13 protein-coding genes and 1 pseudogene are annotated in these 13,919 nt (G+C 66.8%); 5 read left to right on the forward strand and 9 right to left on the reverse strand.

From position 1 onward, the window contains the following. Positions 1-421 precede the first annotated feature (421 nt). The 5 genes from ABEA10_RS33210 to ABEA10_RS33230 all read right to left on the reverse strand — a co-directional run bounded on the left by ABEA10_RS33210 (position 422) and on the right by ABEA10_RS33230 (position 5,250). Positions 422-1,189, reverse strand: coding sequence for an SDR family NAD(P)-dependent oxidoreductase (locus ABEA10_RS33210; protein WP_345470710.1), 768 nt, complete (start codon positions 1,187-1,189; stop codon positions 422-424). 238 nt (positions 1,190-1,427) lie between these two features. Beyond that, positions 1,428-1,574 carry a hypothetical protein gene (locus tag ABEA10_RS33215; protein ID WP_345470712.1) on the reverse strand — a complete coding sequence of 49 codons (147 nt, stop codon included), beginning with the start codon at positions 1,572-1,574 and terminating at the stop codon, positions 1,428-1,430. 344 nt (positions 1,575-1,918) lie between these two features. Beyond that, positions 1,919-3,727 (reverse strand): FtsX-like permease family protein, encoded by a 1,809-nt coding sequence (locus ABEA10_RS33220; protein ID WP_345470715.1) that lies wholly within the window; start codon positions 3,725-3,727, stop codon positions 1,919-1,921. Further along, positions 3,727-4,473: an ABC transporter ATP-binding protein gene (locus tag ABEA10_RS33225; RefSeq protein ID WP_345470716.1), complete on the reverse strand. Its 747-nt coding sequence runs from the start codon at positions 4,471-4,473 to the stop codon at positions 3,727-3,729. Before ABEA10_RS33225 ends, ABEA10_RS33220 begins: the two co-directional genes overlap by 1 nt. Positions 4,474-4,734: 261 nt before the next feature. Then, positions 4,735-5,250, reverse strand: coding sequence for a P-loop NTPase family protein (locus ABEA10_RS33230; RefSeq protein WP_345470938.1), 516 nt, complete (start codon positions 5,248-5,250; stop codon positions 4,735-4,737). 509 nt (positions 5,251-5,759) lie between these two features. Between ABEA10_RS33230 and ABEA10_RS33235 the strand changes: the two genes are divergently transcribed. Continuing rightward, positions 5,760-5,894, forward strand: a complete 135-nt coding sequence (locus tag ABEA10_RS33235) for a hypothetical protein (protein WP_345470717.1) — start codon at positions 5,760-5,762, stop codon at positions 5,892-5,894. 62 nt (positions 5,895-5,956) lie between these two features. Here ABEA10_RS33235 and fxlM read toward each other — a convergent pair whose 3' ends face one another. Beyond that, complete coding sequence (gene fxlM, locus ABEA10_RS33240) at positions 5,957-7,225, reverse strand: methyltransferase, FxLD system (protein ID WP_345470719.1); 1,269 nt, start codon at positions 7,223-7,225, stop codon at positions 5,957-5,959. Between the two features lie 153 nt (positions 7,226-7,378). Between fxlM and ABEA10_RS33245 the strand changes: the two genes are divergently transcribed. The 3 genes and pseudogenes from ABEA10_RS33245 to ABEA10_RS33255 all read left to right on the forward strand — a co-directional run. Beyond that, a complete protein-coding gene (locus ABEA10_RS33245; RefSeq protein ID WP_345470721.1) occupies positions 7,379-7,753 on the forward strand; it encodes an integrase core domain-containing protein in 375 nt (124 codons plus the stop codon). Between the two features lie 343 nt (positions 7,754-8,096). Next, complete coding sequence (locus ABEA10_RS33250) at positions 8,097-8,348, forward strand: hypothetical protein (protein ID WP_345470723.1); 252 nt, start codon at positions 8,097-8,099, stop codon at positions 8,346-8,348. Between the two features lie 234 nt (positions 8,349-8,582). Continuing rightward, positions 8,583-8,852: pseudogene (locus ABEA10_RS33255) on the forward strand (transposase); the annotation flags it as partial. 51 nt (positions 8,853-8,903) lie between these two features. On the opposite strand, the gene ABEA10_RS33260 reads toward ABEA10_RS33255, so the two are convergent. Next, positions 8,904-10,337, reverse strand: coding sequence for a GAF domain-containing sensor histidine kinase (locus ABEA10_RS33260; RefSeq protein ID WP_345470940.1), 1,434 nt, complete (start codon positions 10,335-10,337; stop codon positions 8,904-8,906). 393 nt (positions 10,338-10,730) lie between these two features. On the opposite strand from ABEA10_RS33260, the gene ABEA10_RS33265 reads away from it, so the two are divergent. Next, entirely contained in the window at positions 10,731-10,964 is a 234-nt protein-coding gene (locus tag ABEA10_RS33265; protein ID WP_345470725.1) for a hypothetical protein, read from the forward strand. A gap of 418 nt (positions 10,965-11,382) precedes the next feature. On the opposite strand, the gene ABEA10_RS33270 is transcribed toward ABEA10_RS33265, so the two are convergent. Both ABEA10_RS33270 and ABEA10_RS33275 read right to left on the reverse strand, forming a co-directional pair. Continuing rightward, positions 11,383-13,197 (reverse strand): RNA polymerase sigma factor sigma-70 region 4 domain-containing protein, encoded by a 1,815-nt coding sequence (locus ABEA10_RS33270; RefSeq protein WP_345470727.1) that lies wholly within the window; start codon positions 13,195-13,197, stop codon positions 11,383-11,385. A gap of 20 nt (positions 13,198-13,217) precedes the next feature. Beyond that, positions 13,218-13,919: a zinc-binding dehydrogenase gene (locus ABEA10_RS33275; RefSeq protein ID WP_345470729.1), complete on the reverse strand. Its 702-nt coding sequence runs from the start codon at positions 13,917-13,919 to the stop codon at positions 13,218-13,220.

Raw genomic sequence — 13,919 nt, forward strand, 5'->3', positions numbered from 1 at the left:
TCGCATTACTGTTCCTCATTTCTTGCTGTTGGGCGGGGTTGTTCTCGCATCGTCCCCCGGGGATGCGCCTACACCTCCGGGGCAGGGGCGTGCGGGAGCGTTCGCCGTCAGGTCGGCGCCGATTCGGATTTCGTCGTGCGGTGGGTGGTCCATTGGGCATAAGCGCAAGCCGGTCGCCTGGCGACTTTCTCGCCTCCGGCGGTGTTACCGTTCCCCGCTGTGAGCTGATCGAGGAGCTCGTCGATCACTGGCGCGGGCAATCCGTGGTGGAGTAGCGCATCATGATCGGAAAGAAGGGATCTTCGGCGCGCCGTCGGGGCCCTCGGTGACGGTTGATGGTGTGTGATCGCCTAGAACACGCCCGCTGGGGACGGTACCGAGGCTGTTGATAACGTCTTTCTGCCGCGGTCTAGGGTCACGGTCACCAGGGAAGTGGGCCATCCTCGCCGAAGAATCCGGCGGTCGGTCCGTCCGCGCCGAGCGTGGCCAGGCGCACCAGGACCGCGGCGCCCTGGGCGACCGTGAGGAACCCGGTGTGGTTGTTGCTGTCGGTGTCGACGAAGCCGGGGGCGACGGCGTTGACGAGGATGCCGTCCTTGCGCAGCTCATTGGCGTAGTGCACGGTCAGCGCGTTCAGCGCGGACTTGGACGGCGAGTACGCCGCCGATGGCAGCAGCGCCGCCATCGGGCCGTCCGGGTCACTGGTGAGGCTCAGCGACGCGGCGTGACTGCTGACATTGACGATGCGCGGTGCCGGTGAGCGCCGTAGCAGCGGCAGCATGGCGTTGGTCACGGTGATCACACCGAAGACGTTGGTCTCGAACACCGCCCGGACCATGTCCAGGTCGACGGTGCTGGGGACCTGGTCGTGGGCGTCTTCCGGCGAGATCTGCCCGGAGCCGGTGATGCCGGCGTTGTTGATCAGTACGTCGAGGTGACCGAAGCGCTCCTCGACCTGCTTCGCGGCCTCCCGGACGGTGGCCGGGTCGGTGACGTTCAGGGTGACCGCGTGCACGTCGCCACCCGCCGCGCGCAACGCCTCGGCGGCCTCCTCACCGCGCCGCGCGTCCCGGGCACCGATCAGGACCGTCATGCCCAGTCCGGCGAGTTGCTCGGCAGCCCCACGGCCGATCCCCTTGTTCGCCCCCGTGACCAGCGCGACCTTCTGGTGTGCGGTCTGCTCGCTCATGACCAGCTCCTTGCTTATGGGAGAGTTCGTTCCTCTCAGAACCCCCGTCTTCGAAACCCGAGACGAGACAGCCCGGCCATCTGTGACATGCGGACAGAAAATAGCCGGAAGAAGATCCTCTGGCGGCGCCAGCTGGGACGAACTCGTGCGCTTCCTCTCGGAGCGTGGCGACCTGACCAGAGAGTTGTTTGGGTCGTGGGAGACAAGAGACGCTGGTTCGATCCGAAGTTGTCGGCGGCTACGCGTCGACGTGCCACTGCACGTCCCAACCGATGCCGACCAGGGACATCAGTGTGCCGGCCAGCACGGTGTACGCACGGGCCGCGCCGGCCGGCTGGGACTGCGGCGTGCGGTCGGATGGAGATGGCCGGGCTGAGCCGATCACTATCGCGAGGAGCTTCGCCGTGCCGGCGGATCGCTCGACGGCATGCCGGACTGGCTTACGGCGAAGCCGGCCGAGCTGTCCACTACGGTCTCGTCGGACCGGCCTGACCAGGCTCCTAACGCCCGGGCTACCGATGTCGGGCTTCGTCGCCCCAACGACACGAAAGGAGCCACGGCGTCTGGGCGGCCGGTTCGTTCGGGCACAGCGGTTCGACGCCGGTTCTCCGCGACGCCAATCTGGTGATCTACGGCAAGAACGGCAGTTCGGTGTGGGCGACCGGCACGAACAAGTGCACCGGCGACCGAGCGCCGCATCCGCCGACCGTCCTGGAACCTCCGCACGGGTTATTCGCGCGTCCCCGCCAGCGAGATCGGCGTGGGGCGTGTCGCGGTGAGGCTCGTCCACACGCTCGTCGCGCCGACGACCAGGAACGCTCCGAGGACGGTGAGCCAGAAGATGCCCCACGGCATCACCATCGTGCCCGCGACCCCGCTGATGCCGATCAGCGTGGCCAGCGCCGCGAGCCAGCCGAGCCCGAGGCCGGTCACGGTGACGACGGACGATTCGAGCAGCGCGGTGGCGATCACCTGTCCCCGGCCGAACCCGGTCAGCCGTGCGACCGCGAATTCGCGCCGCCGTTCCCCCGCGGCGATGACGACCGCGTTCACCACCGCGATCACCGCGTAGAGCGCGGCCAGCCCCATGACCACCTTCATCACGCCGGCGTTGAGGGTGTCCTGCGCGCTGTCGTTTTCGGCGATCCAGTCGTCCAAAGTGGACACCGGCTGCGGCAGTGCGGCGGCCACGGCGCCGGCGTCGGCGCCCGGCTGCAGCCGCACGATCGACCGGGCCGGCCCGAGGGCGGCAGGCGGGACGAGATCGCGCGGCAGCAGGTACTCCGGGCCACCGTTGAGCTTCGGCGGCAACACCGCCACTACGCGCGGGGTGATCTCCCGGCCTCCGACACGGATCCGAACGGTGGAGCCGAGATCGCCACCCGCCGCTGCGACCGCGAGCCCGTGCAGGTCGGCGTACGACCCGGCGACGAGCCGCTGCCGGTGCGCCTGCTGGTAGGCGGCCGGGTCGATGGCGAGCGCCTCCACGTCATCGGTCTCCTCGTCGCCGTACGAGACGGTGGTGACCTTGATCGACAGGGTGTATTCCGCGGACGCGCTCGCCACGCCGGGCGTGCCGGGCGGCACCGGTCCCGCCGCGACGAGGTCACCGTGCACGTCGTCGGCCAGTTGCCGTTGCGCGCCTGCGGAAAGCGTGTCGAACGTGCCGGCCAGCCCGATCACGAGCGCGACCAGTATCAGGAGCGGCGCCGCGGTGGACGCGCTGCGCCGGACGCCGTCGCGCAGGTTCGCCCGCGCGAGCCCGCCGAGCGTCGTTGTGCCCGCGAGGCTTCCGGTGACCCTGCCGACCAGCGGCACGACGACCGGGCTCAACGCGCTCAGCCCGAGGGCGAGCGCGAGCGTGGAGTTGATCGACAGCGGGATCGCCCCGTTGGGGCTGTCCACAGCGGTCGAGATCGACATCAGTGTGATCGCCACGGCGAGCAACAGGATTCCGACGAACCACCGGGAGAGCGTCATGACCTTGGCGGCCGTCCCGGTCTCCCGCAGCGCTTCCAGCGGAGGCACCCGCGACGCCCGGCGTGAGGCGGCGAGCACCCCTAGCTGCGCGACACCGATGCCGATTCCCGCTGAGACGTAAAGGATCCAGCCGTGCCATTCGGCGCTGAACGAATCCGGTAGGAACCCGAGACTCGCGAGCAGCGAGGTCTGCGCGCTCATCGCGACCAGCCCGACGGGCACGCCGAGGACCGTGCCGAGGGCGCCGAGCAGGAGCGCCTCGGACAGCAGCAGCCGTCGCACCTGCCCGCGGCTGCCGCCGATGAGGCGGAAGAGCGCCAGATCGCGGCGCCGCTGGGCGATGGCGAACGCGAACGTGGAACTGACGATGAAGATCGCGAGGAACGTCGAGACCCCGAGCGCCAGCCCGAGTACCGCGATCGCCTCACCATGGTCCCCGGCGGACACGACGATCAGCAGCGAGGACTGCACGAGCGCGACTCCGAGCGTCACGGTGATGATCGCCCCGACGAACAGCTGCCAGCGTTCCCGGAACGTGGCGACGGACAGGCTGAGCATCAGTCCTCCAGTACGGCGAGCCGGTCGGCGACCTGGCGCGTGGACGGACGGGTCAGGTGGTCGACGATGCGCCCGTCGGACAGGAACAGCACCGAATCGGCGCGGGCCGCCGCCGCGGGGTCGTGGGTGACCATCACGATGGTCTGCCCGGAGCCGTCGACGAGCGAGCGCAGCAGGCCGAGCACCGTGCGCGCGGAGCGTGAGTCCAGCGCGCCGGTCGGCTCGTCGGCGAACAGCACCGATGGCCGCGTGATCATGGCGCGGGCGATCGCGACGCGCTGTTGCTGACCGCCGGAAAGTTCGCGCGGTCGGTGCCGCAATCGCTCGCCGAGGCCGACCTCGCTGAGGATCGCACGCACCTCCTTCGTGGATACCTTGCGGCCCGCCAGCCGCAGCGGCAGCGCGACGTTCTGCTCGGCGGTCAACGAGCCGACGAGGTTGAAGCTTTGAAACACAAACCCGATTTCCTTACGCCGCAACGCGGTGAGTTCGCGCTCGGAGGCGGCGGTCAGCTCGCGGTCGCCGAGCAGCACCTGGCCGCTGGTGGGACGATCGAGGCCGGCGGCGCAGTGCAGGAGCGTGGACTTGCCCGAACCGGATGGTCCCATCACGGCAGTCCACGTGCCCCGCGCGAAACCGATACCGACGCCGTCGAGGGCGCGGACGCGTGCCTGTTTGCTGCCGTATTCCCGGATCACGTCACGGAGTTCGACTGCGGCGTCCACGTGTGTTTCGGTCGTGATCATCGAAAGTTCCTTCGTCCCTTGTCGGTAGGGAGAAGCTACGGAACCGATCGGGCTCGGGACGTCACCTCGCGGTGGTGACTTGGGATAGCTCGCCCGGGGGATACGACGAGGGCCCGTCGTGGATAGTCGCGGAGCACGCGATCCGCAGCATCCATGTACTTGGTGTCACCGCCCACCCGACTGCTGTATGGGTTCGGCTGGTTTGGCGGGCCAGGAACGGGTTGGCGGTGGTGGACATGGATCGCCACCCGTGCGGAAGCGTCAGCTGCAGGGACGGTTGAGCGTTGCGGCGGCTTGGGCGAGGAACCGGTTGGCGGCTCGGCGGGACCGCAGGATGTGAACGTCGGCGTGGCCGGCGTGCTTGTCGATGTTGGCGCGGACCTGGCGTGCCATCGTGGCGCGGTACTTCCACACGTACTTGGTGAAGTCCCATGTGAGGCGGTCGTAGACGCCGGTGCTGTCGTTCTGGCCGCCACCATGCTTGAAGCGCCGCTGAGCGATGCCCCATAGGCAGGTGATCGCGGGCAGGTCGAGGAAGATCACGGTGTCCGCGCGTTTCAGGCGGATCGGCAGGGTGGAGTTGTAGTTACCGTCGATGATCCATTTCGGTTCGGCGACGAGTCTTTCCTGAATGGCGGCGAACTCCTCCTTGGGCAGGGTGTTCCACTCTTCGTCGTAGAACAGGACGTCCAGGTGGGTGACCTGTACTCCGAGGAGTTCTCCCAGTTTCCGGCCGACGGTGGTCTTTCCGCTACCACCGCAGCCGATGATGACCATCCTGTCCACGCCAGCCGATGCTACCGACGCGGCACGGACGGCCCGCGAGAACACACGAGCCGGACGGGCGAGTACGTCGAAGTCGCCGTCATATCCTGCTGAAGGGTCCCCAACTTGCGGGCTCCCCTGATTACGTCAAATTCATTAAAAGCTGGGCGGAGACAGGCTGCACTGTCTGCCGCGTCCCCCCGCAGTGGCCACCGGCAGAATGCTCGTGGTGGAGCGACGGCGATGCCCACCGGGTCCAAGCCCCGCGGGGTGTGCCGCGTGAGAAAGGCCGGTTCGGCAGCCACCGGATCCGCTGGACCGTAACGCTCACCGAAATGGTGATCGATGGTCCCCAACGCCCAGCGCTGCCCGGTCCGGGAGGCGCTCGGAGAGTGGCCGACCTACGTGGGACTCGGAAGCCGCACCCGTAAGATTCGCGAGGCGCTCATCGAAGCATTCGGGACGGCGTGCATGACCTGCCGGAGCCGGATCGGGCTGTTCATCGATCAAACTCAGCGACCATGCAGGTCCGCGGGCTGCTCTGCTGGCACTGCGATACCTGGCTGGAGATGTGCCCACACCCGTCCGGGTGCCCGTGGGGTGACTACCTCAACCACCCGCCCGCCGCGCCACTGAAGCTGACCTACCCGAAGTAGCGACCCCGGACGGCGGCCCAACCCTCAGCGCGGCATGGGAACACGGAGAAACCCACCACGAATCAAACAGGCCAGGACATGACCAGCTGGGTGCGGCGTTTGGCGAAGATGCGGCCCACAGCCGGGGCCGGGACTGCCGCATCGGCGGGGTAGAGGGTGAAGCCCGGGCCGGGGCCGTTCCTGCGATCGCGGTCCCAGGTCGCCACTTGGTCGGCGAGTTGCTGGGCGAGTTCGGCGCCGCGGCGTCCGTGCCCGTACACACCGAACTGATGTCGTCGTTCCTTCGCCTCGTCGGTGCTGTGGGCATCGCGGACGGTCAGGTAGGCGAAGCTGTCAGGTGTGATGAGCGCGGGGCAGAACCAGCGAACCGCGGGGCTGATAAGGTCGCAGTCACAGTCTGGGTTCGGCCAGATCCAGCCGAAGGCGTCCGTCACGGTCGCGAGCCATAGGTGGAGGGTGTCGAACGGCTTGCCGCTGCCGACCGTGACGGTGGTCCACAGCTCGGTCCGGATGTCGGTCAACGCTCGGTCGAGCGCCGCGATGTCCAGGGCGGGGCCGCCGTCGATCGTCAACTTCACGGCTCCTTCGGCCAGCACGGCTGCCTGCTCGGCGTGGGCTCCGGCACCCTGGATCGGGACGAATCCGCATACCGTCGGGTCGTGTCCGATGAACCGGTCGCCCTCCCGTACGAAGGTGATCGAGCGGGTGATCGAGGCGAAGCACAGCGGGACGACCATCCGGCCGCCGGGGGCGAGCAGATGCCCCCACGGACAGTCCCACGCCCCGGCCGTGACGAGGATCGCATCGTAGGGGCCGTATTCTCCGGCGGCGTGTTCGGCGTCTCCTAGGATGACCTTCACGTGCGGGTGGCCGGTCTGGGCGAGAAAGCGGGCCGCTCGCTCGGTGACGAACGGGTCGATGTCGACGGTGACCACCGAGCCTTCGGTGCCGACGACCTCGGCGATGAGTGCGGCGTTGTACCCTCCGCTACCGATCTCGAGTACCCGCGCTCCGGGTTTGAGCCGGGCGGCTTCGAGCATCTCGGCCTGCAGCCACGGCGCACTCACCGAGCTGATCGCTTCACCGGCGGCATCGCGTTCGGTGACAATGACGTCGTAGGCGGAGTACGCGGCCGACAGGGGCGCCTCGGGAGCGAACTTTTCGCGCGGGACCTTCGCGAACGCCGCAGCAACCGCCGGTGAGCGGAGCGAACCTCGCTTTCTCAGCGTGGTGACCAGATCGGCGCGCAGACGCTCAGAGGACTCGAATGACACAGTGTCGGCGGTCACTAAGCTGACGTTAGCCGGGGCACGGCCTGATCGGGTGAGCAAGGCCGATCGAGGCGGGGTGGCGAAGATCCATGCCGGACTCCTACCAGAGTCCGTTACGGCATCTCCGGCGACAATGAGCACGCTGGCGGAGGAAGCGGCAACAACGGTCCTCCTAGGGTCATTTCAGGATCTCCTGGCGAATGCACTCTGGCCATGGACCTGGGCGAGCGCATCGAAACGCTGCGTTTCCTTATTGATCGTAATCCGCTCTTCATCGCTGCCTTCGGTGAGGTGTTCAAGGCGGAAGAGTTGCGGATCGTCACCACCCTCCCGAAGACTCCGCGGATGAACGCCGTCTGCGCACGCGTCATCGGCACCCTCCGCCGTGAACTTCTGGACCGGCTCCTGGTCCTCCGCGAGTACCTGATCCACTACAACCGGCACAGGCCGCATCAATCCCGACACCAGCGGCCCCCGGACACCGAGGCCCAACCGCTCCAGGGCGCAGCCGGACCCATCGACCTACACCGTATCCGGCGAAAACCCGTCGTCGCGGGCTTGATCAACGAGTATCACGACGCCGCATAACCGCAGGTAAGGCCGCGTGACCCAATAATCGAGCGGTACACGCCCGCTCATCACACTCGATCTCACCATGTGAGAACCCAGTCAAGTCCTGAGCGGGAAGAGTAGCGAGCGGTCGCATCTATGGAGACGAACCGTAGAGTTCGCCGAGAACTCTTGTACGCGGCATCTTATATAGTCATTATTCGTTCTTGACGGCAAGATCGCTCCGCCAAATCGCCTTACTCACCGACCACTGGACTGACCTGCTGAACGGCTCTCCAGCGGATTGAGTGAGCACGAGCGATTGCGTGGAACGACTGACGCGATCCGAGTCCAACGCCCCTCATCGAAAAGGAAGACGCAGATGCGACTACGCAAAGCAGCCGTGAGTGCCGGGCTCGCCATCCTGGCGGTCAGCGGACTGAGTACGACCGCTCAGGCGGCCGCCCCGCAGATCGGCGGCTCCTCAGGATTCGTGCCGGGCCCACCGTGGATACTGGTCGATAACTATGCGAGCCGTTTCGAGTGCGTGGATGCGGGCCAGCAGTACGAGCGTGAGGGCTGGCAATACTACTGCTACGACCAGGCTTTTACTACACAACTCTGGATAAAATAGCTCATGCGCCGAGCGCTATGAACGGATGGCGCACGTATTGAACGCTCCCGGTCCGGCGGATTGGCCCCTCGGCCACGAACCCGTCTCGGCCGCACGAGTGAAGGGCGAGGCCGCGCGGCCTCGCCCTTCACTCGTGCGGACCTGGGTGCTGACCCGCGAGGTCCTCCCGGTCGGCCTGCCCGAGCTGGTGCGGGTGGCCGGCTCCCGGTGGGGTGTCGAAGTCGTTGAACTTTCGACCTCGACGCCCAGACGAACGCCGTTCTGGCCACCCACAACCCTGCACTGCTCGCTACCTACGGAGTCGGTCCGAACACCGCCGCCGCGTTGCTCCTGGCCGCCGGTGACAACCCCGAGCGGCTGCACGGCGAAGCATCCTTCGCCGCACTGTGTGGGGGCAGCCCGGTCGAGGCATCCTCCGGCAAGACCCAGCGGCACCGGCTCAACCGCGGCGGCGAACGGCAAGCCAACTGCGTGCTGCACACCCTCGTGCTGGCCCGCCTGCGGCGCAGAGGGGTGGGCCCATAACACCCGGATCAAAGCCTGGTTCCGTGACAGCTAGAACTGAGAGGCTCCGGTGGAGAGGTCATCGTTTGCTTCGATGGGGAATTGTGCGGTCAATGTTGTTCCTTGGCCTGGGGGGCTGATGATGTCGAGGCGTCCACCGAGTGAATTGACCCGGTCCAAGAGCCCGGTGAGGCCAGAGCCCTGTGCCGTATCAGCACCGCCTATTCCGTCGTCGTGGACGCGGAGCTGGACGGTCGTGCCAATCACCGAAAGATCGATAATCGCGTTAGAGGCCTGGGCGTGTTTGGCGATGTTCGTCAGGGCCTCAGACGCGATGTAGTATAGGCTCACCTCAAGGGGTTCGGGCAGGCGACGGTCCAGATCAATGGTCAATTCGACTGGGATCGACGAGTGACGCGTAAGCGTTATGAGGGTGCGTTTGAGGCCACCTTTGGTCACGGCGGACGGGTGTAGACCATGAGCGATCTCCTGCAGTTCCGACGTGGCCTCATCCGCGATGTGTGCAATGTAATTCAGGTCGTTATCGAGCCGTTCCATTCCCTCAGGCAGGGTGGCCTGCAGGACGCGCACGGCTAGGCCGAGAGAGATCAGACGCTGTTGCGCACCGTCGTGCAGGTCCCTTTCGATACGACGGCGTGTCTCGTCGGCAGCGGTCACGATCCGGGCACGCGATGCCTTCAAGTCGGCGTTACTCTGAGCGTTCGCGATGGCGATGCCTGCCAGTTCGGCGAAGGCGCTCATTTTCTCCTCGGTGCCGGGCGGGAAGGGCTCTGGCGTGGTCCTGTAGGCGATCGCTGTACCCCATAGGTGCCCGCCCACAGTGATCGGACAAGCGACTCGAGAGAGCACTCCAGCTTGTCGCAACGCGGTCGACAACGGTCCGGTACCGGTCACTGTGGACATCCGCACAGGCGCTTTGTTTTTCAGGACCAGATCCGAAATCGTGTTTGCCTCGATCTTCCATCGCGAATCCCGGGGAAGGATGTCACTCTGGCCCCAGCCGCCTACATGAGCGACGATTGTCCCATCTGGCTCATAACGAGTGAGGATGATGTTGGTCGTGCCCAAGACCCGGCCCATCTCGGTGGCGACGGCGTCGAACATCAGAGATGGTGGTGCTCCTTGGGCGATTATGGTCGCCAGCCGACGTAGGGCGCTTTGTTCATCCGCCACATGCCGCAGTTCGTCGACACGGCTTCGTTGGATGCCGCAGAGCAGTGCGACGATCACAAGGATTGCCAGAACGATCAGCCACGGAACGAGTGCCGGCCGCGAACTCCACATCGGCGGAGTGAGGAAGAGGCCGCCGGCGAGAGCCCCGGTCACCGCCATCGTCAGCCCGAGTCGGACACCCCAGGTCGAGGCGACGACCACAATGCCCGGCAGATATACCAGAACCAGTGCGTACACCGGCACGGTGTCGACGAGGCGAGCGGCGAGAAGAGCAGGACCCACGACGCCCATCACTGCGACAAGCATCCCGACCACGAGCGGTGGCCGCCTGCAGCGCTGAAGCGCCGCCAACGGACTACTGCGCATAAGACAAATCTAACGCCCGCTCCAGACGCCCAGGTGAAGCCTGATTCGCTGGCTGTGCCGCCAGGCGTCCGTCAGTGGTGGGCCGACGGCCTGCTCCGGACCTGTTCAATTCAACAAGCACCACACCGGGCACTCTGGCACGAGCGGTCCGAGGCATGAGCGTGCAACCGACACGTAGGCCTCGCCTTGCTCGATCGGTCACTAAAGATAACGTCCGCATCGCCAGCATCGCGCTCCGTGGAAAGCCGTTTACAAGCCTCGTGGGCCGTGCCCAGCGCTGAACCGGCGCGGCAAGCTGAATGACGAAAGATCATTGCCGTGATCAGAATCATCGCGATTCCGTGGTTGGGCGGGAAATGCAACTCTCCTACGAAGAACAGCGATCTGAAGACGATGATCCCTGCGGTGAACGATGTTCAACTACAGAAGTCCGACCCCGATCAGGCAGCCGACGACAGTGGCCGCGGGCCTACCGCGATGCTGCACCGGGTGATCACGGACGGTCCGGAACGTGATGCGTCAGCGCCGAAAGCTCGTGATCTGAACTGCTGAGCGTGGAAACTGGTCGCGCAGCAGATGATCCTTGGACCGGGTCCGGCTCTGCGGCGTGTTCGCCGATCTGGGGCGGGAGTGGTCGACGTGGTAGCCCACCGACTCCGACTCGCTCGGGCCGGATCGACGCATCGGTGTACCTGGTGTACGGGCTGCTGTTCGAGGCCGCCGGCGGCGTGGTGCTGCATTCGCCGGCCGGGGTAGCCGCCGCAGGGGAGCGGTGCGGCACCGGTGTACGGGCGGAGGCTCGGTGCGCAGTGTCAGGAAATCCTGACACGACCCAACGTTGGAGGGGTGACGGTCCTTAGAATCGCGCGACGGGAGCGGGAAACCGCAGGCGGCCCGTTGCTCCGGCATGATGAGTACGTCGTTCCGCGCCGTCACGGACCGCCACGCGCAAACCTCCGGAAGCAGGGCTTCACTGAGATTCCCCCGGTTCGCCGGTTTTGGTCTCGGCGTCGACGCTCGTGCTCCAGTCTGGGGCCTTGCTGCCGTGGGATTTCGGGCCGCGGAGGATCAGTGTGCGTCCCTTCGCCTTCTGCTCGTGCTTGCCCCAGGCCCGTATCCGGGCGATCTTCGGCGTGCCGCCCGCAATCAGGTACCAGCGGCCGGACGGTGCGTGCCAGGAGGCTGTCGCATACGCGGTGTCTCCGGCGACGCCGGCGATGATTCCGCTGCCGCTCTCGCTTTCGACGATCTTCGTTATGCCAGGAGCGTTGGGCGGTTGGTCGACGAACAGAGTTTGGGTTTCCTCGGTCACGATCGGCAGGTCCTTCGGCGGGTCGGGCTGCCCCCTGCCGTACAAGGCGGCGAGGCTTACGAACGCGGCCTGATGGTGGCCCTCGGGCAGTGCGCCATTCCAGATGGCCTCGAGGTCTACATCGGTGACGGATCGTTGGTTGCGCTCGGAGAAGGAATCGTCGTCGCAGATCACATCGCGGACCAGGCGGGTGTCGATGGGCGCCGCGTCGAATTCTCTGGCGCCCGGCGAGGTCCACGAGATCTGCGTCGTCGTCAGTGGGTTCTCCAGTCCGGTGAAGACGTCGCTGTCGACGCGGCCGGAGGACAACTTCCAGGAGGTGTGGAACAGCGTCCGGCGGCAGTTGGAGGAGTTCTGGCGGTCCGGCATGGTGATCACGCCGTTTCGCGGCGTCGCGGTCTGCCATGTCGGTCGCGTGTCCGCGAGCGTTGCGACCTCCGCGCGGACCGTGTCAGGTGGTAGCAGGTAGGCCTGTCTTGTTCCCCCGGCGACCGGCGGGCTGACGGCCAGCGGGCCGAGGTGTGCTAACGGAAGGGTGGTTTCGACGGTCAGGGATTTGCCGTCGCTCGTGCCCTCGGAATACAGGGCCAAGAGTGCGCCGTCGAAGAGCAGCACGCTCCGGCCGGGCCCGACGGTGCCGGCGAACAGCACGATGAGCGTGCCCGGTGCAGGCCGGGGATGGGGCACTTCGCGGAGGCCGCGCAGCTTCACGGATCCGTACCGTTCTCCGTCCTCGGCCGGGAGGGCGGGCACGCCCTCCCACGCGTCACGCGCCCGGCCGAGCAACGCGCGGTCATGCACACGGTCGCCTTGGGCCGGCCATCCGGAGAGGGAGGCGATATACGTGCCGGCTCGGGCGTTCACACGCAACGGAGCCTTCTTTCCCGGCCATCCCAGCACCACGCCGACGACGACCACGGCCAACGCGCCCGCGAGCAGTGCGGCCAGCCGGATCCGGGCGGGGCGCGGGGACCACCGCGGGGAAACGGCGACCGTCTCCAGATCCAGGCCGAGGATCGCCGCGCGCTGCTCTTCAGGGTTGAGTTCCGTATCGGTATCGACGGACTTGAGCGACCGGTGGACCGCACTGTCGATATCCGACACGTGCAGGCGCCGCAGTTCCGCCGCCGTTTCCTCAGCGTTCAGGCCCTCCACCCGCTGCAGGACGTACGCGACACGTTCCTCACGGCCCAGCCGCCGGATCGCGCTGGCCAATCCGGAGTCGAGCGCGGCGCCGGTCGGCCGCATCCCCAGCCGGGCGCGTGAACGGTACGAGGTACCCCACGGCGTGCGGATACAGCGCTTCAGCACGCGCCGCCGCACACTGTTGCTCTCCCGCCAGGGAACGCACCGCCGTACGATACTCACCGCCTGCTCAATTCGGTGCGCCGGTTTCAGGTCCCACAAGATCACGTACGCCAACAGCGCCAGGCGATCGTAATTCGTCCCCGAGGGCGTCTTTGAGTCGTCCATCTCGGAATTCCCCACGGAAGTCATTCTGCCGCGCTGACATCGGCCAGTCTCAACAAATAGGTACAGGTGAAGCCGGTGAGGTGTATCGGTGCCCGCAACATCGCCGCCCGCTCCTTCGGCTCTGCGTGTCGACGGCCGTGGGTGTCGATGTCCAGGACGGCCTTGCCGTTGACCTGCCGCCCGCGCAGCGCCTTGGTCGCCTCCGCAACGTCTTCCCACGATCCGTGCCAGCCGATCTCAGCGCGGAGGGCGCCCTCGGCGACAAGCTGGACGAGGATGGCCAGGTCCGCGGCGAACTCGCGTTCGTTGACGAACGAGGTCAATGATTTGGCCGGTCCGATCGTCGAGTACGCCGGGAAGGCGGCCGGCTGACCAGAGGTCCAGCCGACGCTCTGCAGACTTCCTCCCGGCGCGAGCGTGCTCCACGCTTCGACGAGCTGCGGACCGCCGACGTTGTCGATCACAATGTCGACCAGCTGGTCGAGGTTCGCCAGCCCGATCAGGACTTCGGCGGCACCCGCCTTGGCCGGTCCCTCCCTGCGGCCGGCCGAGCCGACAGAGGCGATCACGTGGGCGCCTGCGTGCGCCGCCAGCTGCACGGCGAACCGGCCGACACCGCCCGATGCGCCGGTGACCAGGACCCGCTTCCCCGAACTCAGCCCGGCCGCGCGCAAGGAACGCAGGGCGGCAAGACCCGCCATGGGCAACGCCGCCGCGGTCAC

This window comes from Actinoallomurus oryzae (assembly GCF_039541955.1).
Classification (GTDB): domain Bacteria; phylum Actinomycetota; class Actinomycetes; order Streptosporangiales; family Streptosporangiaceae; genus Actinoallomurus; species Actinoallomurus oryzae.